Below are 14902 nucleotides of genomic sequence, written 5' to 3'. Positions count from 1 at the left end.
GGTGACGGGGACGGTGCAGCGTCGGGAGAGGGTGGTGAGGGCGGGGCCGAGGCCGCGGTCGGTGAGGATGGCGGGGTGGATGCCGCGGGCGAGGTCGCGCAGCTCCTGGAGGGCGAGTTTCACTTCGCCGTGTGCGTCGCCGACCATTTTCGCCGCGGCTTCGGGGTCCTCCAGGAGTTTCTCCTTGGCGAGGCCGAGTTCCATGGCGAGGGAGACCAGGCGGGCCTGGGCGCCGTCGTGCAGGTCGCGTTCGATGCGGCGCAGGTCGGCGGCGGCGGTGTCGACCACCACCCCCCGGTCCGACTCCAGTTCGGCGATCCGCCGCTCCAGCTCGTCCGACGGCGACAGCAGCGCCCGCGCCATCGCCCGGTCCACGTTCGTCAGCCCCCGCGCCACCCACGGCAGCGCCGGCCACGCCACGAAGAGGCTCACCAGCGCCACCGTGAAGGTGAGAATCCCCCATGGCAGACGGATCAGCCCGTACAGCGAACCGCGCCACGCCACCGGGTCCTTGAGCTGCGCCCACAGCCACGCGAAGAAGCCCTTCTCGCGGGTGCGCAGGGGACTCGGCTCGTCGATCCGCACCCGCAGCAGCGCGCGCACCCTACGCCGCTCGATCCTCCCCAGCCCCCGGCACCCCAGCAGCCCCAGCGCCAGCAGCGGCAGGCCGACGACGGTGAACGACAGCACGGTGCTGACGTACAGCGCGGTCACCACGTACACGAAGCCGACGACGTCCACCGGCAGGTTGCTCAGCAGGTGGGCGATCTCCCGCCACGTCTGCGCGCTCAGCGGCGCGCGCGGTGCGGGCAGGGGCGCGTCGGCGGCGTGGGCCGGCTGTTCGCCCGGCTGCGGATCCCTCACGGTCATGCGCCCAGCCTGCCCGGCGGCGGGCCCGACCGCCATGGGGTTCCTCGGCGCCCCGGGGTGGGGTTTCCCCCACCCCGCGCGGCCGGTACGGGTGGCGCTCGGGTGAAACTCAGCACTGTCGGACGCCGCCGAACTCGGCACCGACAACGCCGCCGAGCACGTCATCGAAAGCTGGCGTGCCACGGCCCGGATCAAGGCCGACCCCGAGGAGTATCGGGCAGCCGAACGACCGATGGAGGGTGACTTCGGTCCGGTGGGGGACATCCCGTGACGCCCAAGCGCGGCGACCGCGTCACGGTTCCGCCGCCCGAGGACCAGTGGGACGTGCGCTTCGGCTCGGGGGAGGCGGTGAAGGGCTGGGAAGAACTCTGCCGTGTGGCCCTGTCGAACACCCGGCGTTGCCTGGACATGCTGCGCAATGACCCGGGCAACCGGGCGAATCCGCGACGGCAGCACCAGTTGCGAGGAGACCTCGCGACGCGCCGGATACGTGGGCACGAGGTGGAGCAGTGGGAGTAAGAGGTGACCAGTGGAGGAAGGGTCCGCTACCTGATCGAGCGTGATCGGCGCACCGTCAGAACAGTCCCCGGGGGTCCGTCGCGGCACCCTCCGCCTCAGTCGTCGCCGAGGTTCCGGTGTCCACGGGCTCCCGGGGCCCTGAGCCAGAGCCTGCCGAGTGTCTCCTGCCGACGGACGTCTCCGCCGACGGTGCGGCTCTCCGACTTCCTGACCTGTGTCCAGTTTCCTTCCGATTCGTTCCCCGGGTCAAGGGTGATGCGGGACCGACCTGCGGCAGGATGCGGGCCATGCCCTCCCTCGTTCCGCCCGTCCTTCCGCCCGGCACCCTCGCGAAGACCGCGCAGCCCGCGCTCCCCGCCGACGGCGGGCTGACGCTCCGCCCCTGGCATCCGGCCGACGCCCCCGCAGTGGTGGCGGCCTTCCGTGACCCGGCGATCCAGCAGTGGCACCGCCGCCGCGCCGACTCCGAGGACGAGGCGCGCGAGTGGATCGCCGGCTGGCGCGCCACGTGGGAGGCGGAGACCGACGCACACTGGGCCGTCGTCGACACCGCGACCGACGCCCTCGTCGGCCGGGCCGCCCTGCGCTGCCTCGCGCTGAGCGAGGGGCAGGCCGACGCCGGCTACTGGACGCTTCCCGCCGCACGCGGCCGGGGCGTGGCCGCCCACGCGGTCACCGCGATGACCGCGTGGGCCTTCGAGGACGTGGGTTTCCATCGCCTCGAACTCCAGCACTCCGTCGCCAACCCCGCCTCCTGCCGCGTCGCGGCGAAGACGGGCTTCGCCCTCGAAGGCATCCGCCGCTCCGCCCTCCGCCACCCCGACGCCTGGCACGACATGCACCTCCACGCCCGCCTCGCCCCGAGGCCTGAACCCGGGGCCTGAACCCGACGCCGACCGCCGTGCCCGTGCCCGTGCCCGTCCGGATGCGTGACCGCGCGGGGGTCGCGGCGAGAGCCGGTAGGCGCGCCACCGGCCCCCGGCCGGCGGGCAGCCGACGTGCAGTTCGTCGTGGACCTCGGGTCCGCGGGCGGAACCCCAGGGGCTAGACTCCCCGCCACGGAACGCCGGACGGAGCGGGCAGAGCGAGCAGCAGAGGACGGGCAGCGGACGTGCCGGACTACTTCCACGGCTACGCGGTCGTCGGGCTGGTCGCGGTCGTCGGCGTGCTGTTCGTCGCCGTCGCCTTCACCGCCGGCCGGCTGCTGCGGCCCGTCGTGCCCACGCCGGAGAAGCTGCTGACCTACGAGTGCGGCGTCGACCCGGTCGGCGAGGGCTGGGCGCACACCCAGGTCCGGTACTACGTGTACGCGTTCCTGTACGTGATCTTCGCGGTCGACTCGATCTTCCTCTTCCCCTGGGCGACGGTCTTCGCCGATCCCGGGTACGGGGGAGTCACACTGGTGGAGATGTTCGTCTTCCTCGGGTTCCTGACCGTGGGCCTGCTCTACGCGTGGAAGAAGGGCGTCCTGGAATGGACGTGACGCCATGGACGTGACGCCGACGACGACCGACCTACCCGAGCCGCGGCGGCTCGGCGCGCTGGCGCGGCTGGCACCGGAGCCGATGAAGGTGGTCCTCAACTGGGGCCGCCGCTACAGCCTCTGGGTCTTCAACTTCGGCCTCGCCTGCTGCGCGATCGAGTTCATCGCCGCGTCGATGGCCCGGCACGACTTCATCCGGCTCGGCGTCATCCCGTTCGCACCGGGCCCGCGGCAGGCCGACCTCATGGTCGTGTCCGGCACGGTCACGGACAAGATGGCGCCCGCGGTGAAGCGGCTCTACGAGCAGATGCCGGAGCCGAAGTACGTGATCTCCTTCGGCGCCTGCTCCAACTGCGGCGGGCCGTACTGGGACTCGTACTCGGTGACGAAGGGCGTCGACCAGATCATCCCGGTCGACGTGTACGTGCCCGGCTGCCCGCCCCGCCCCGAGGCGCTCCTCCAGGGCATCCTCAAACTCCAGGAGAAGATCGCGAACGAGTCGGTGGCCGAACGGTACGCCGCCCCGGCCGCCGGGGCGGTGCAGCAGCCGACGCCCGGCGAGCTGACCAGCGGCCTCGTCGAACCCCCGCGCCGTGAGGGGGAGCGGTGAGCACGCCCGACGGAACCCCCGAGCCCGCCGACCGCCCCGAATCCACGGGGCCGGCCGAGCCCCAGGCGTCCGCAGGGCCCGGCGAGCCGGCGGAGCCGTCGGGCGCCCAGGGGACCGGCGGCTCCGGGCAGCCGGTGTCGGACGTCCCCGGCCAGGCGATGCCCAAGCCGACGGAGGACCCCGGTGCCGTGCGCCGCGCCGAACCGGAGGACGAGCCGGCGGCCGAGACGCCGACCGAGTCCGACGAGGCGCCGGTGGGCTGGCTGCCGCGCGGCGCCACGGCACTCTTCGGCGAGGGCGCGAGCGCCGAGGAGGCGTACGCCCTGCTCACCGTCGACGTCCCGGCGGAGCGCTGGATCGCCTCCCTCGAAACCGCCCGCGACGCACTGGGGTGCACGTACTTCGACTGGCTGAGCGCCGTCGACGAACCGGGCACCGGATTCCGCATCTGCGCCCATCTCGTCGCCCTGCCGCACGAGCCGGGCGGTGCCCACCGCGCGGACCCGGGCGGCGGTGTGCGACGGCTCGTGCTGCGGACCACCGTGCCGCACGAGGCGCCCGTCCTGCCGACGGCGACGCCCGTGTACGCGGGCGCCGCCTGGCACGAACGGGAGACCCACGAGATGTTCGGCGTCGACTTCACGGGCCATCCGCATCTCGCGCCGCTGCTGCTGCCCGACGAATTCGAGGGGCACCCGCTGCGCAAGGACTTCGTCCTGGCGGCACGGGTGGCCAAGGCGTGGCCGGGGGCGAAGGAGCCCGGCGAGTCGGAGCACGGCGGGCCCAAGCGGCGGCAGATGCTGCCACCGGGCGTGCCGGACCCGAACGAGTGGGGCCCGCTGAAGGGACAGCTTCCGCCCGCGCCCGCCCGCCCGGCGCGCGGCCGTGCCGGGGCGGGCGGCGACCGGCCGCCCCGGCGCACCCGCTCCGCGTCGGCGGGCTCCGCGAGCCAGACCCCCACGAGCCAGAGCCCCGCGACCGGCGGGGACACGGGGACGCCCGAGACGTCCCGCCCGCCGCGCCGCTCGCGGAACGCGAGCGAGGGCTCGGCGAGTCAGCGTGCGGCGCGGCCCGCAGACGAAGCGGGCGAGACACCCGGTGAGACGCCGCCGCGCCCCGCGGACGCGCCGTGGCACCACGCGCGCTCCGCCTTCGGGGAGCCGGAGCGGGAACCGGGCTCCGACGCCGACCGGCGTGCGGACGACGCGGCCGGCCCTTCCACCGGCGAACCGCGCGACGAGCGTGGAGCGCAGGACGAGGAGTCGGGCGGTGAACGGTAGATGGACGTGCTGGACGTGACTCTGCGGCTGCTCGCCGTGCTCGCCGTCTTCCTCACCTTCCCCCTGCTGATCGGGCAGACGGAGCACAAGGTCATGGCCCACATGCAGGGCCGCGTCGGCCCGATGCATGCGGGCGGCTTCCACGGCTGGGCCCAACTCGTCGCCGACGGCGTCAAGTTCGCGCAGAAGGAGGACGTCGTCCCGGCGGGCGCCGACCGCCGGGTGTTCCAGCTCGCACCCGCCGTCGCGCTGCTGCCCTACCTCCTGGTCCTCATCGCCATCCCCTTCGCCCCGGACGGGGGCGTGGGGCAGGTGATCGACGCCGGCGTGTTCTTCGTCCTCGCCGTGATGGGGGTCGGCGTGCTCGGCTCGGTCATGGGCGGCTGGGCGTCGGCCAACAAGTTCTCCCTGCTCGGCGGCCTGCGGACGGCCGCGCAGCTGATGGCGTACGAACTGCCGATGCTGCTGGCCGCGGCGTCCGTCGCGATGGCTGCGGGCAGCGTCTCGCTGACCGGCATCCTGGACGGCTTCCAGTGGTGGTGGGTGCCGTGGCAGCTGATCGGCGCCTTCGTGTTCTTCACCGCCGGGCTCGCCGAGCTGCAGCGGCCGCCGTTCGACGCGCCGGTCGCCGACTCGGAGATCATCTTCGGCGCCTACACCGAGTACACGGGCCTGCGCTTCGCGCTGTTCCTGCTCGCCGAGTACGCCGGGATCGTCGTGCTGTGCGGGCTGACCACGGTGCTGTTCCTCGGCGGCTGGCACGGCCCCGCGTCGGGGGACCTCGGCTGGGTGTGGACGCTGCTCAAGACCGCCCTCCTCGCCTTCCTCGTCATCTGGCTGCGGGTCAGCTATCCGCGGCTGCGGGAGGACCAGCTGCAACGCTTCGCCTGGACGCTGCTGGTGCCGCTCGCCCTGTTCCAGATCGCCCTCACCGGCGTCGTCAAGGTGGTGATCAACTGATGCCCGTGCCCGGTTCCGGCCTCGCCAAGGGGCTCGCCGTCACCCTGCGCACGATGACCCGGCGCTCCGTCACCGCGCACTACCCGGACACGCAGCCCGAACTCGCCCCCCGCACCCGGGGCGTGATCGGGCTGTTCGAGGAGAACTGCACGGTCTGCATGCTGTGCGCCCGCGAGTGCCCCGACTGGTGCATCTACATCGACTCGCACAAGGAGACCGTGCCGGCCGCCGCTCCCGGAGGCCGCGAGCGCAGCCGCAACGTGCTGGACCGGTTCGCCATCGACTTCGCCCTGTGCATGTACTGCGGCATCTGCATCGAGGTCTGCCCGTTCGACGCGCTCTTCTGGTCCCCGGAGTTCGAGTACGCGGAGACCGACATCCACGAGCTGACGCACGAGCGGGACAAGCTGCGCGAGTGGATGTGGACGGTGCCCGAACCGCCGCCGCTCGACCCGGCGGCCGAGGAGCCGAAGGAGATCGCCGCCGCACGCAAGGCCGCCGAGAAGGCCGAGGCACGCCGCGCGCAGGCCGAGGCCGAAGGAGGCGACGCCGAGTGAGCCCGCCGGCGCCCGCCACCGTCGCACTCGCGGCGGACCACCCCGGATTCCTCTCGCCCACCGGCGTGGAGATCGTCTTCCTCCTCGTCGGAGTCGTCACCCTCGCCGCCGCGATCGTCACCGTCACCACCCGGCAGCTCGTGCACGCCGCGCTCTGGCTGGTCGTCGCGCTCGGCGGCATCGCCGTCGAGTACCTGCTGCTCACCGCCGAGTTCATCGCCTGGGTGCAGGTGCTGATCTACGTGGGGTCGGTCGTGGTGCTGGTGCTCTTCGGGCTGATGCTCACACGGGCGCCGATCGGACGCTCTCCCGACGCGGACTCCCGCAACCGGCCGGTCGCCCTGCTCGTCGCCGTCACCGCGGCCGCACTGCTGGTCACCCTCGTCGTCGACGCGTTCCGCACCACCTGGATCGACCTCGACGGCCCCGTGCAGGGCTCCACCCGGGTCGCGGGCGCGATGCTCTTCCGGCACTGGGTCCTGCCGTTCGAGGCCCTCTCGGTGCTGCTGCTGGCGGCACTCGTCGGCGCCATCGTGCTCTCCCGCCGCCGCGGGGACACGGCCGCGGCGCGAGGGGGCAGGCACTGATGCACCTCGCCTATCCGGCGGTCCTCGCCGCCCTCCTCTTCTGCACCGGCCTGTACGGCGTCCTCGCCCGGCGCAACGCGATCCTCGTGCTGATGTCGGTCGAGCTGATGCTCAACGCCGTCAACCTCAACCTCGTCGCCTTCGACGTCTGGCTGCGCGACGCCCTGCATGCCGGGCAGGCGCTCACCCTCTTCACCATCGCCATCGCCGCCGCCGAGATCGGCATCGGCCTCGCCATCGTGCTGCTGGTGTACCGCAACCGGGGCAGCGCGGACATCGACCGCCTGCGCGCCCTGCGCGAGGACGACGGCGACGCGCCGGACGAACGGCAGGGCGGCGCACCGGAGGGCGCATCACCCGACCTCGCGCCCGACGGGACGGCCGACGACACCGTGCCAGGGAAGACCGCCGCCGGGAGGCAGACCCCGTGACCACCACGACCCTGGCCGTTCTCGTCCCCCTCCTGCCGTTCCTCGGCGCTCTCTCCGGCCTGCTGCTGGGCCGCCGCGCACCCGGCTTCGTCCGCCCCCTCGCGCTTTTGCCCACCCTCGCCTCCGCGGTGCTCGCCGTCCTGGTCGCGGCGCGGCAGCACGGCGGCACCCCCCTCGGCGCCGCCACCGAACTGACCCCGACCGGCGCCCCGGACCTCCCCGTGCAGCTCGCCCTGCACATCGACGGCTACGCCGCGCTCGTCGCCGTCCTGGTCGGTGTCGTCGCCACCTGCGTGCAGCTGTACTCCACCGGCTACCTGCGCGACGACCCGCGCTACTCCTCCTACGCCGCGCTGGTCTCCCTCTTCACCGCCGCGATGCTGCTCGTCGTCTACAGCGACGACCTCATCGTGCTCCTCGTCGGCTGGGAGGTGATGGGCATCTGCTCCTACTTCCTCGTCGGTCACTACTGGGAGACGCGCGCCGCCCGCGACGCCTCCCTCAAGGCGTTCCTCGTCACCAAGCTCGGCGACGTGCCGTTCCTCGTCGGCATCTTCGCCCTCGCCACCGACCTGGACACCTTCCGCATCAGCACCCTGGTCATACGGGTCAGCTCCACCCTCTCCGACTACGAACTGCAGCACCCCACCCTCGTCGCCCTGCTCCTGCTGGCCGGCGTCGCGGGCAAGTCCGCACAGTTCCCCCTGCACACCTGGCTGCCCGACGCCATGGCCGGCCCCACCCCCGTCTCGGCGCTCATCCACGCGGCCACCATGGTCGCCGCGGGCGTGTACGTCGTCGGACGGCTGCTGCCGGTCTTCGCCGCCTCCACCGCGGCGCTCGCCGTGCTCGCCGCCATGGCCGCCGTCACCATGGTCGGGTCGGCGCTCGCCGCGCTCGCCCAGGACGACGTCAAACGCGTCCTCGCCTGGTCGACCGTCGGCCAGCTCGCCTACATGGCCGGAGCCCTCGCCGTCCTCGACCGTGGTGCGGCCGTCTTCCACCTCCTCACGCACGGTGCCTTCAAGGCGCTGCTCTTCCTCGGCGCCGGCGTGCTCATCCACGCCGCCGGCACCAACTCCCTCGCGGCCATGTCCCGGATGCGCGGCATCGCCAAGCGCGCCCCGGACGCGGCCTGGACCATGGCCGTCGCACTCCTCGCCCTCGCAGCCATCCCGCCGTTCTCCGGCTTCTTCTCCAAGGAGGCCGTGCTCGGCGCCGCGGAGCACGCCGCGTTCGGCGACACCGACGGCGTGCCCGCCGCGGTCGGCTGGACCGTCCTCGCCGCCGGACTGCTCACCGCGCTCCTCACCGCCGCCTACGCCGGCCGCCTGTGGCTGCTGGCTCTGCGCGGCGACGGCCCGGAGGAGGCCCCCGACCACGGTCGCGAGCCCGTCGTCATGAACGCCGTGCTGTGGGTGCTGGCCGTCCCCTCCCTCGCGCTCGGCCTCGCGTACGGCGTGCTGCCCGAATGGTTCGACGGCACCTCCCTCGCGCCGACCCTCGTCACCTCCGTCCTCGCCACCGGCCTCGCTCTCGTCGGCGGCATCATCGTCTACGCCGCCTGGCGGCACACCACCGTCCGCCGCCGTGTCCCGCTCGGCGCCGTCGCCGCACACCCCGGGGACGACGCGGCCACCTCCGAGGCCGAGGCCATCGCCACCCACGAGCCCGCCTACGGCGACATCGCGACCGCCCCGGACCCCGCCGACCCCGGCCGCGTACTCCTCGGACCGCTCCACCGGCACGCCGCCCACGGCTTCCACCTCGACGCCGTGTACGTCGCCCTGTTCGTCCGCCCCACCCGCGCCGCCGCCCGGCTGGTCCGCTTCCTCGACCACGCCGTCGTCGACACCTACGTCCGCGGCGCCGGCCTCGGCCCCCGCCTGCTCGGCGGCGCCGTCCGCCGCGCCCAGACCGGCAACGTGCAGACCTACCTCAGCGCACTGCTCGCCGGCTCCCTCGTGCTCGCCGTGGCAGCCGTGGTCGCCGCCACCGGAAACGGAGGCTCCTGAGCCGTGCTGCCGCTGAACGACACCGCCATGCGACTGCTCCTCGCCGCCGCCGTCGTGCTGCCCCTGCTCGGCGCGGGCGCCGCCCTGCTGCCCGCACCCCCCGGCCTGCGCGGGCGCAGCCCCGAACAGGCCGTCCTGCGGCACGGCGTGACCGTCACCGGCGCCGTCCTCGCCGTCACGCTCGTGCTCACCGCCGGCTTCGACCACGACCAGCCGGCCGCCGTCCAGGCCGAGACCGACCTCAGCTGGATCCCCGCCCTCGGCGTACGGCTCCACCTGGGCGTCGACGGAATCTCGCTCCCCCTCCTCGTCCTGACCGCGCTGCTGACCTTCCTCTGCGCGGTCTACTCCTACTTCCGCATGCCGGCGGGCCCGTCCCCCACCGGCTTCGTCGCGCTCCTCCTCGTCCTCGAGGCCGGCACCCTCGCCACCTTCGCCGTCCTCGACCTCGTGCTCTTCTTCCTCGCCTTCGAGATGGTCCTCATCCCGATGTACTTCCTCATCAACCGCTGGGGCGGCGACGGACGCGGCCCCGCCGCCTGGAAGTTCATCCTCTACACACTGCTCGGCTCCGTCGTGATGCTGCTCGGCCTCCTCCTCGTCGGCATCCAGGGCGGCACGTTCGACATGCTCGCACTCGCCACTGACAACGGCTCAGAACTCAGCCGCGCCACGCAGATCACCGCCGTCCTCGCCATCGGCGTCGGCCTCGCCGTGAAGACCCCGATGTGGCCGCTGCACACCTGGCTCCCCGACGCGCACACCGCCGCCCCGACGGTCGGGTCCGTCCTCCTCGCGGGCGTCCTGCTGAAGATGGGCACCTACGGGTTCGTCCGGATCGTGCTGCCCGTCGCCCCGGACGGCTTCCGGGCCTTCGCCCCCTACCTGGCCGCGTTCGCCGCCGCCGGCATCGTCTACGGCTCCCTCGCCTGCCTCGCACTCGCCCGGCGCGGCGCCGGGGGCGACCTCAAGCGGCTCATCGCGTACTCCTCCGTCGGTCACATGGGCTTCGTGCTGCTCGGCATCGCCACCATGACGCCGACCGGCGTCAACGGCGCCCTCTTCGCCAACGTCGCCCACGGCCTCATCACGGGCCTGCTGTTCTTCCTCGTCGGCGCGCTCAAGGACCGCACCGGCACCACCGACCTCGACGCCCTGGCCGGCCGCAGCGGAGCCGCCCTCTACGGCCGGATGCCGCGTTTCGGCGGCCTCCTGGCGTTCGGGGCCGTCGCGTCTCTCGGCCTGCCCGGTCTGGCCGGCTTCTGGGGCGAGATGCTGGCCCTCCTCGGGGCCTTCGACCCGGCCCCCGGCCTCGACCGCGCCGCCTTCCTGGTCTGCATGGTCGTCGGCGCCTTCGGCACCCTGCTCACCGCCGCCTACCTGCTGATCGTCGTCCGCCGGGTGTGCATGGGCGACCCCGCGGAACGGCGCGCCCCCACGCCCGGGGCCGCCCCCACGCCCGAGGCCGACCCCGCCCCCGCACCCGACGACAGCACCGGAACCGGCACCGCCGGGGGCACGACGACCCTCCCCGCCACCCGCGGGGCCACCGCACCGCTGCCCGACGTGCACGGCCACGAGTACGCGGCCTGGGCCCCGCTCGTTGCCCTCACCGCCCTCGCCGGACTCTGGCCCGCGCTCCTCCTCGGCCTGACCGACCCCGCCGTCCAGCACCTCCTGCCGGGAGCCACCCCATGACCCCGCTCGCCGGAGCCGCAGCGGCACCGAGCCTCGTGCAGTCCGTCGACTGGCTCGCCATCGCGCCGCCCACCGTCGCCGCACTGGCCGCCCTCGCCGTCCTCGTCGCCGACCTCTTCCTCCCCGAGCACCGCAAGCACCTGCTCGGCGCCCTGGCCCTCGGCGGACTGGCCGCCGCAGCGCTCACGATCGTCCCGCTCGTCGGCGCCGACCTCAGCACGTTCTGCCTCACCGCCGACGCCGCCGACCCCACCGACGCCGCCTGCAGCTACGTCGCGGACCCCTTCACCCTGGTCGTCCAGTTCCTGGTGCTCGGCGGCGCGCTCCTCGCCGCGCTGCTCTCCGTCCCCGCCGTACGCGACGAACGCCTTCCCGCCGGCGAGTACTGGTTCCTCCTGCTGACCTCCGCCGCCGGAGCCGCCCTGCTCCCCGCCTCCCGCGACCTGGCCACCCTGGTCATCGCCCTGGAGGTCGCCTCCCTGCCCGCGTTCGCGCTGGTCGGCCTGCGCCGCGGCGAACGCCGCTCCTCCGAGGCCGCGCTCACCTTCTTCCTCTCCTCCGTCACCGCCACCGCCGTGATGCTGCTCGGCGTCAGCTTCGTGTACGCCGCCACCGGCTCCCTCCACCTCACCGTCGTCGCCGAACAGCTCACCTCCGTCGACCCCCGCCTCGGCACGCTCGCCGCCGCGGGCGTGGCCCTCACCCTCGTCGGCTTCGCGTTCAAGACCGCCGCGGCGCCCTTCCACTTCTGGGTCCCGGACGCCTACGCCGGCGCCCCGCTCCCCGTCGCCGCATACCTTTCGGTGATCGGCAAGGTGGTGGGCTTCTCCGGCATCGCCCTGGTCACCCTGGTCGGGTTCCCCACCTACGCCGACGTCTGGGGCCCGACCCTCGCCGTACTCGCCGCCCTCACCATGACCGTCGGCAACCTGGGGGCGCTGCGCCAGCGCGCCGACCGCTCCCGCGGCGCCGTACGGCTGCTCGCCTGGTCCTCCGTCGGACAGGCCGGCTACCTGCTCGTCCCCCTCGCGGCCGCCGGCCGCACCCCGGAGTCCGGCACCGCCGACGCCCTCGGCTCCACCGTCGCCTACGCGCTCATGTACGCCGTGGTGAACCTCGGCGCTTTCGCCGTCGCCGCACACGTCGGCGGCGAAGGCCGGCTCCGGGACTACCGCGGCCTGTACGCCCGCAACCCGCTCGCCGCACTCGCCCTCGGCTTCTTCCTGCTCTGCCTGGCCGGCCTGCCGCCCGGTGTCATCGGCCTCTTCGCCAAGGTCGTCGTCTTCCGCTCCGCCGTCGACGCCGGCCTGGGCTGGCTCGCCGTGATCATGGCCGTGAACGTCGTGCTCGCCCTCTACTACTACCTGCGCTGGACGGCGCTCCTCTTCCGCCGCCCGGAGCCCGCCGAGGCGCCCGCGGCCCCCGCGGGCCGCCGGCCGGGACTGGGCGCTCCCCTGGCCGCCACCGTCGCCGTCACCGGGCTCGTCGGCGTCACCCTCTCGGGCGCCCCGCAGCTCGTCCTCCGCTTCGCGGCGACGACCCTGCTCTGACCCGCCCGCCCCTCCACCCCGCCGAAGCTACCGGCCGGGAACCGGCGTCCCCCGTCTCGCGTTGACCCGTACGTGAGGGTCCACTGGGAGGTGGAACGACCACCTGCCTCAAGGGTTCTCCTGCGGCACCATCTGGAGGGCGTACCGTGCACCGCCGGCACAACGGGCTGAGGACAGCTCTGCTCCTCGGAGGGCTGTCCGCCCTGATCATCCTGATCGGCAGCTTCTTCGGCCGTACCGGACTGGTCGTCGCACTCGTCGTCGCGTTGGGCACCAACGCGTACGCGTACTGGAACAGCGACAAGCTGGCGCTGCGCGCCATGCGGGCCCGGCCGGTGAGCGAGTTCGAGGCCCCGCAGCTCTACCGCATCGTGCGGGACCTCTCGACCGCCGCCCGGCAGCCGATGCCCCGTCTCTACATCTCCCCGACCCGCGCCCCCAACGCCTTCGCCACCGGACGCAACCCGCGCAACGCCGCCGTCTGCTGCACCGACGGCATCCTCCGCCTCCTCGACGAACGCGAGTTGCGCGGCGTCCTCGGGCACGAACTGAGCCACGTCCACAACCGCGACATCCTCATCTCGTCCGTCGCGGGGGCCATGGCCTCCGTGGTGCTCTTCCTGGTCAACTTCGCCTGGCTCATCCCCCTCGGCCGCTCCGACGACGACGAGGGCCCCGGCCTGGCCGGAATGCTGCTGATCATCATCCTCGGCCCGCTCGCCGCGACCCTCATCCAGCTCGCCGTCAGCCGCTCCCGCGAGTACGAGGCCGACGCCGCCGGCGCCCAGCTCACCGGCGACCCGCTGGCGCTCGCCTCGGCTCTGCGCAAACTGGAAGCAGGAACGAAACAGCTGCCGCTCCCGCCCGAACCGCGACTCGAGACGGCGAGCCACATGATGATCGCCAACCCGTTCCGCGGCGGCGGGATGTCCCGGCTGTTCTCCACCCACCCGCCGATGGCGGAACGCATCGCCCGGCTCGAAAAGATGGGAGGCGGGCCCCGATGAGGACCTTCCTGAACGTCGTCTGGCTGATCCTCTCCGGTCTCTGGATGGCCCTCGGCTACCTCGTGGCAGGCGTCCTCTGCTGCATCCTGATCATCACGATCCCCTTCGGCATCGCGTGCTTCCGCATCGCGGTCTACGCACTGTGGCCCTTCGGCTACCGCGCGGTCGAACGCGGCGGCGGCGCGAGCCTCGCCTCCGGCGTCGGGAACGTGATCTGGCTGGTCGTCGCCGGCATCTGGCTCACCATCGGCCACATCACCGCCGGGATCGCCTTCTGCGCCACGATCATCGGCATCCCGTTCGGCATCGCCCACTTCAAGATGGTGCCGATCTCCCTGATGCCCCTGGGCCGCGAGATCGTCCCCACGACCGCCCGCGACGCCTACCCCGGCTACCGCTGGTAGCCGGGACAGGCGCCACCCGGCACGGGACGCCCTGCCCCGCCTCAGCGGTAGTTCACGAACTGCAGCGCGAAGTCGAAGTCCTTGCCCTTCAGCAGGCCGATGACCTCCTGCAGGTGGTCACGGCTCTTCGACGACACCCGCAGCTCGTCGCCCTGCACCTGCGCCTTGACGCCCTTCGGGCCCTCGTCGCGGATGATCTTCGCGACCTTCTTCGCGTTGTCCTGGGAGATGCCCTCCTGGATGGACGCGAACAGCTTGTACTCCTTGCCGGACGCCTGCGGCTCACCCGCGTCCAGCGACTTCAGCGAGATCCCCCGCTTGACCAGCTTGCCCTGGAAGATGTCGAGGACGGCCTTCACGCGCTCCTCGGAGTTGGCGCGCATCTCGATCCGCTCGCCGGACCACGCGATCGACGCGTCCACGCCCTTGAAGTCGTAGCGCTGCGAGATCTCCTTGGCGGCCTGGTTGAGCGCGTTGTCGACCTCCTGCCGCTCGACCTTCGAGACGATGTCGAAACTGGAGTCGGCCATGGTGTCTGTGGCTCCTCGTAGGTAGGAAACGGTCCAACACGTCACGCGTCCGGCCCGCCCGTTCGCGGGCCCGTCCGCGCCCGCAAGCCTAGCCACCCGCGCCGCCTCCGGCCGCCGGTCAACCGGGTGGCGGACCACCCCCGCCCATCAGGTATGGTTTACCCCGTTGCCACGGAGCACCGCCGACAAGCGGTGTCCCCGGGCAGCCATCCCAGGCGGTGTGCCCGAGCGGCCAAAGGGAGCAGACTGTAAATCTGCCGGCTCAGCCTTCCCAGGTTCGAATCCTGGCGCCGCCACAGCGGGAAGACCCCCTTCTGAACTGCGGAAACGCAGTCCGGAAGGGGGTTTCTTCATGCTCGAACAGTCGCTGATTCACGGGGCCGATATGCGCACTTTGTCTC

General features: G+C 72.9%; 16 protein-coding genes and 1 tRNA gene. 15 read left to right on the top strand and 2 right to left on the bottom strand.

Features of this window, described 5'->3' with window-relative positions; translation table 11 throughout:
* Nucleotides 1-870 (bottom strand): sensor domain-containing protein (locus K304_RS30150; RefSeq protein WP_037791247.1); only part of this gene is annotated, 870 nt, incomplete at its 3' end.
* Nucleotides 871-1137: 267 nt separating this feature from the next.
* Between K304_RS30150 and K304_RS30145 the strand changes: the two genes are divergently transcribed.
* From K304_RS30145 to K304_RS0119975, 14 genes are all read left to right on the top strand, one after another.
* On the top strand, nt 1138-1389 hold the full coding sequence (locus tag K304_RS30145) for a hypothetical protein (RefSeq protein ID WP_037791243.1): 252 nt from the start codon (nt 1138-1140) through the stop codon (nt 1387-1389).
* A gap of 287 nt (nt 1390-1676) precedes the next feature.
* Complete coding sequence (locus tag K304_RS0120035; protein ID WP_027765198.1) at nt 1677-2273, top strand: GNAT family N-acetyltransferase; 597 nt, start codon at nt 1677-1679, stop codon at nt 2271-2273.
* 227 nt (nt 2274-2500) lie between these two features.
* Entirely contained in the window at nt 2501-2872 is a 372-nt protein-coding gene (locus tag K304_RS0120030) for an NADH-quinone oxidoreductase subunit A (RefSeq protein ID WP_027765197.1), read from the top strand.
* 4 nt (nt 2873-2876) lie between these two features.
* Entirely contained in the window at nt 2877-3482 is a 606-nt protein-coding gene (locus K304_RS0120025; protein ID WP_027765196.1) for an NADH-quinone oxidoreductase subunit B, read from the top strand.
* A 158-nt stretch (nt 3483-3640) separates the two neighbouring features.
* Nucleotides 3641-4762, top strand: a complete 1122-nt coding sequence (locus K304_RS0120020) for an NADH-quinone oxidoreductase subunit C (protein WP_078529410.1) — start codon at nt 3641-3643, stop codon at nt 4760-4762.
* Nucleotides 4763-5722, top strand: a complete 960-nt coding sequence (locus K304_RS0120015) for a complex I subunit 1 family protein (RefSeq protein WP_027765194.1) — start codon at nt 4763-4765, stop codon at nt 5720-5722.
* The gene (locus tag K304_RS0120010) at nt 5719-6279 is read left to right on the top strand and encodes a NuoI/complex I 23 kDa subunit family protein (protein WP_027765193.1); all 561 of its coding nucleotides are present in this window, start codon (nt 5719-5721) and stop codon (nt 6277-6279) included. The genes K304_RS0120015 and K304_RS0120010 overlap by 4 nt, the downstream gene beginning before the upstream one ends.
* Nucleotides 6276-6866 (top strand): NADH-quinone oxidoreductase subunit J, encoded by a 591-nt coding sequence (locus K304_RS0120005; protein WP_027765192.1) that lies wholly within the window; start codon nt 6276-6278, stop codon nt 6864-6866. Before K304_RS0120010 ends, K304_RS0120005 begins: the two co-directional genes overlap by 4 nt.
* Complete coding sequence (gene nuoK, locus K304_RS0120000; protein ID WP_027765191.1) at nt 6866-7297, top strand: NADH-quinone oxidoreductase subunit NuoK; 432 nt, start codon at nt 6866-6868, stop codon at nt 7295-7297. The genes K304_RS0120005 and nuoK overlap by 1 nt, the downstream gene beginning before the upstream one ends.
* On the top strand, nt 7294-9312 hold the full coding sequence (locus K304_RS0119995) for an NADH-quinone oxidoreductase subunit L (RefSeq protein ID WP_027765190.1): 2019 nt from the start codon (nt 7294-7296) through the stop codon (nt 9310-9312). The genes nuoK and K304_RS0119995 overlap by 4 nt, the downstream gene beginning before the upstream one ends.
* 27 nt (nt 9313-9339) lie before the next feature.
* Nucleotides 9340-11010, top strand: coding sequence for an NADH-quinone oxidoreductase subunit M (locus K304_RS0119990; RefSeq protein WP_037791245.1), 1671 nt, complete (start codon nt 9340-9342; stop codon nt 11008-11010).
* A complete protein-coding gene (locus K304_RS0119985) occupies nt 11007-12560 on the top strand; it encodes an NADH-quinone oxidoreductase subunit N (RefSeq protein ID WP_027765188.1) in 1554 nt (517 codons plus the stop codon). The genes K304_RS0119990 and K304_RS0119985 overlap by 4 nt, the downstream gene beginning before the upstream one ends.
* A gap of 146 nt (nt 12561-12706) precedes the next feature.
* A complete protein-coding gene (gene htpX / locus K304_RS0119980; RefSeq protein WP_027765187.1) occupies nt 12707-13567 on the top strand; it encodes a zinc metalloprotease HtpX in 861 nt (286 codons plus the stop codon).
* Nucleotides 13564-13971, top strand: coding sequence for a YccF domain-containing protein (locus K304_RS0119975; protein WP_027765186.1), 408 nt, complete (start codon nt 13564-13566; stop codon nt 13969-13971). The genes htpX and K304_RS0119975 overlap by 4 nt, the downstream gene beginning before the upstream one ends.
* Nucleotides 13972-14012: 41 nt before the next feature.
* Here the strand turns inward: K304_RS0119975 and K304_RS0119970 are convergent, their stop codons facing one another.
* Nucleotides 14013-14501 (bottom strand): YajQ family cyclic di-GMP-binding protein, encoded by a 489-nt coding sequence (locus tag K304_RS0119970; protein ID WP_027765185.1) that lies wholly within the window; start codon nt 14499-14501, stop codon nt 14013-14015.
* A 214-nt stretch (nt 14502-14715) separates the two neighbouring features.
* On the opposite strand from K304_RS0119970, the gene K304_RS0119965 reads away from it, so the two are divergent.
* A tRNA-Tyr gene (locus tag K304_RS0119965) sits at nt 14716-14797 on the top strand.
* The last annotated feature ends 105 nt before the right edge of the window (nt 14798-14902 follow it).

This window comes from Streptomyces sp. CNS606 (assembly GCF_000426325.1).
Note: the sequence above shows the minus strand (reverse complement) of the source record. Positions and strands in the feature narration are given on the sequence as shown.

What these genes read in the sequence shown, in the direction of transcription:
- K304_RS0120035 (WP_027765198.1), top strand. Translation starts at nt 1,677, where the DNA reads ATGCCCTCCCTCGTTCCGCCCGTCCTTCCGCCCGGCACCCTCGCGAAG.
- K304_RS0120025 (WP_027765196.1), top strand. Translation starts at nt 2,877, where the DNA reads ATGGACGTGACGCCGACGACGACCGACCTACCCGAGCCGCGGCGGCTC.
- K304_RS0120020 (WP_078529410.1), top strand. Translation starts at nt 3,641, where the DNA reads ATGCCCAAGCCGACGGAGGACCCCGGTGCCGTGCGCCGCGCCGAACCG.
- K304_RS0120015 (WP_027765194.1), top strand. Translation starts at nt 4,763, where the DNA reads ATGGACGTGCTGGACGTGACTCTGCGGCTGCTCGCCGTGCTCGCCGTC.
- nuoK (WP_027765191.1), top strand. Translation starts at nt 6,866, where the DNA reads ATGCACCTCGCCTATCCGGCGGTCCTCGCCGCCCTCCTCTTCTGCACC.
- K304_RS0119990 (WP_037791245.1), top strand. Translation starts at nt 9,340, where the DNA reads ATGCGACTGCTCCTCGCCGCCGCCGTCGTGCTGCCCCTGCTCGGCGCG.
- K304_RS0119985 (WP_027765188.1), top strand. Translation starts at nt 11,007, where the DNA reads ATGACCCCGCTCGCCGGAGCCGCAGCGGCACCGAGCCTCGTGCAGTCC.
- K304_RS0119975 (WP_027765186.1), top strand. Translation starts at nt 13,564, where the DNA reads ATGAGGACCTTCCTGAACGTCGTCTGGCTGATCCTCTCCGGTCTCTGG.
- K304_RS0119970 (WP_027765185.1), bottom strand. Translation starts at nt 14,501, where the DNA reads ATGGCCGACTCCAGTTTCGACATCGTCTCGAAGGTCGAGCGGCAGGAG.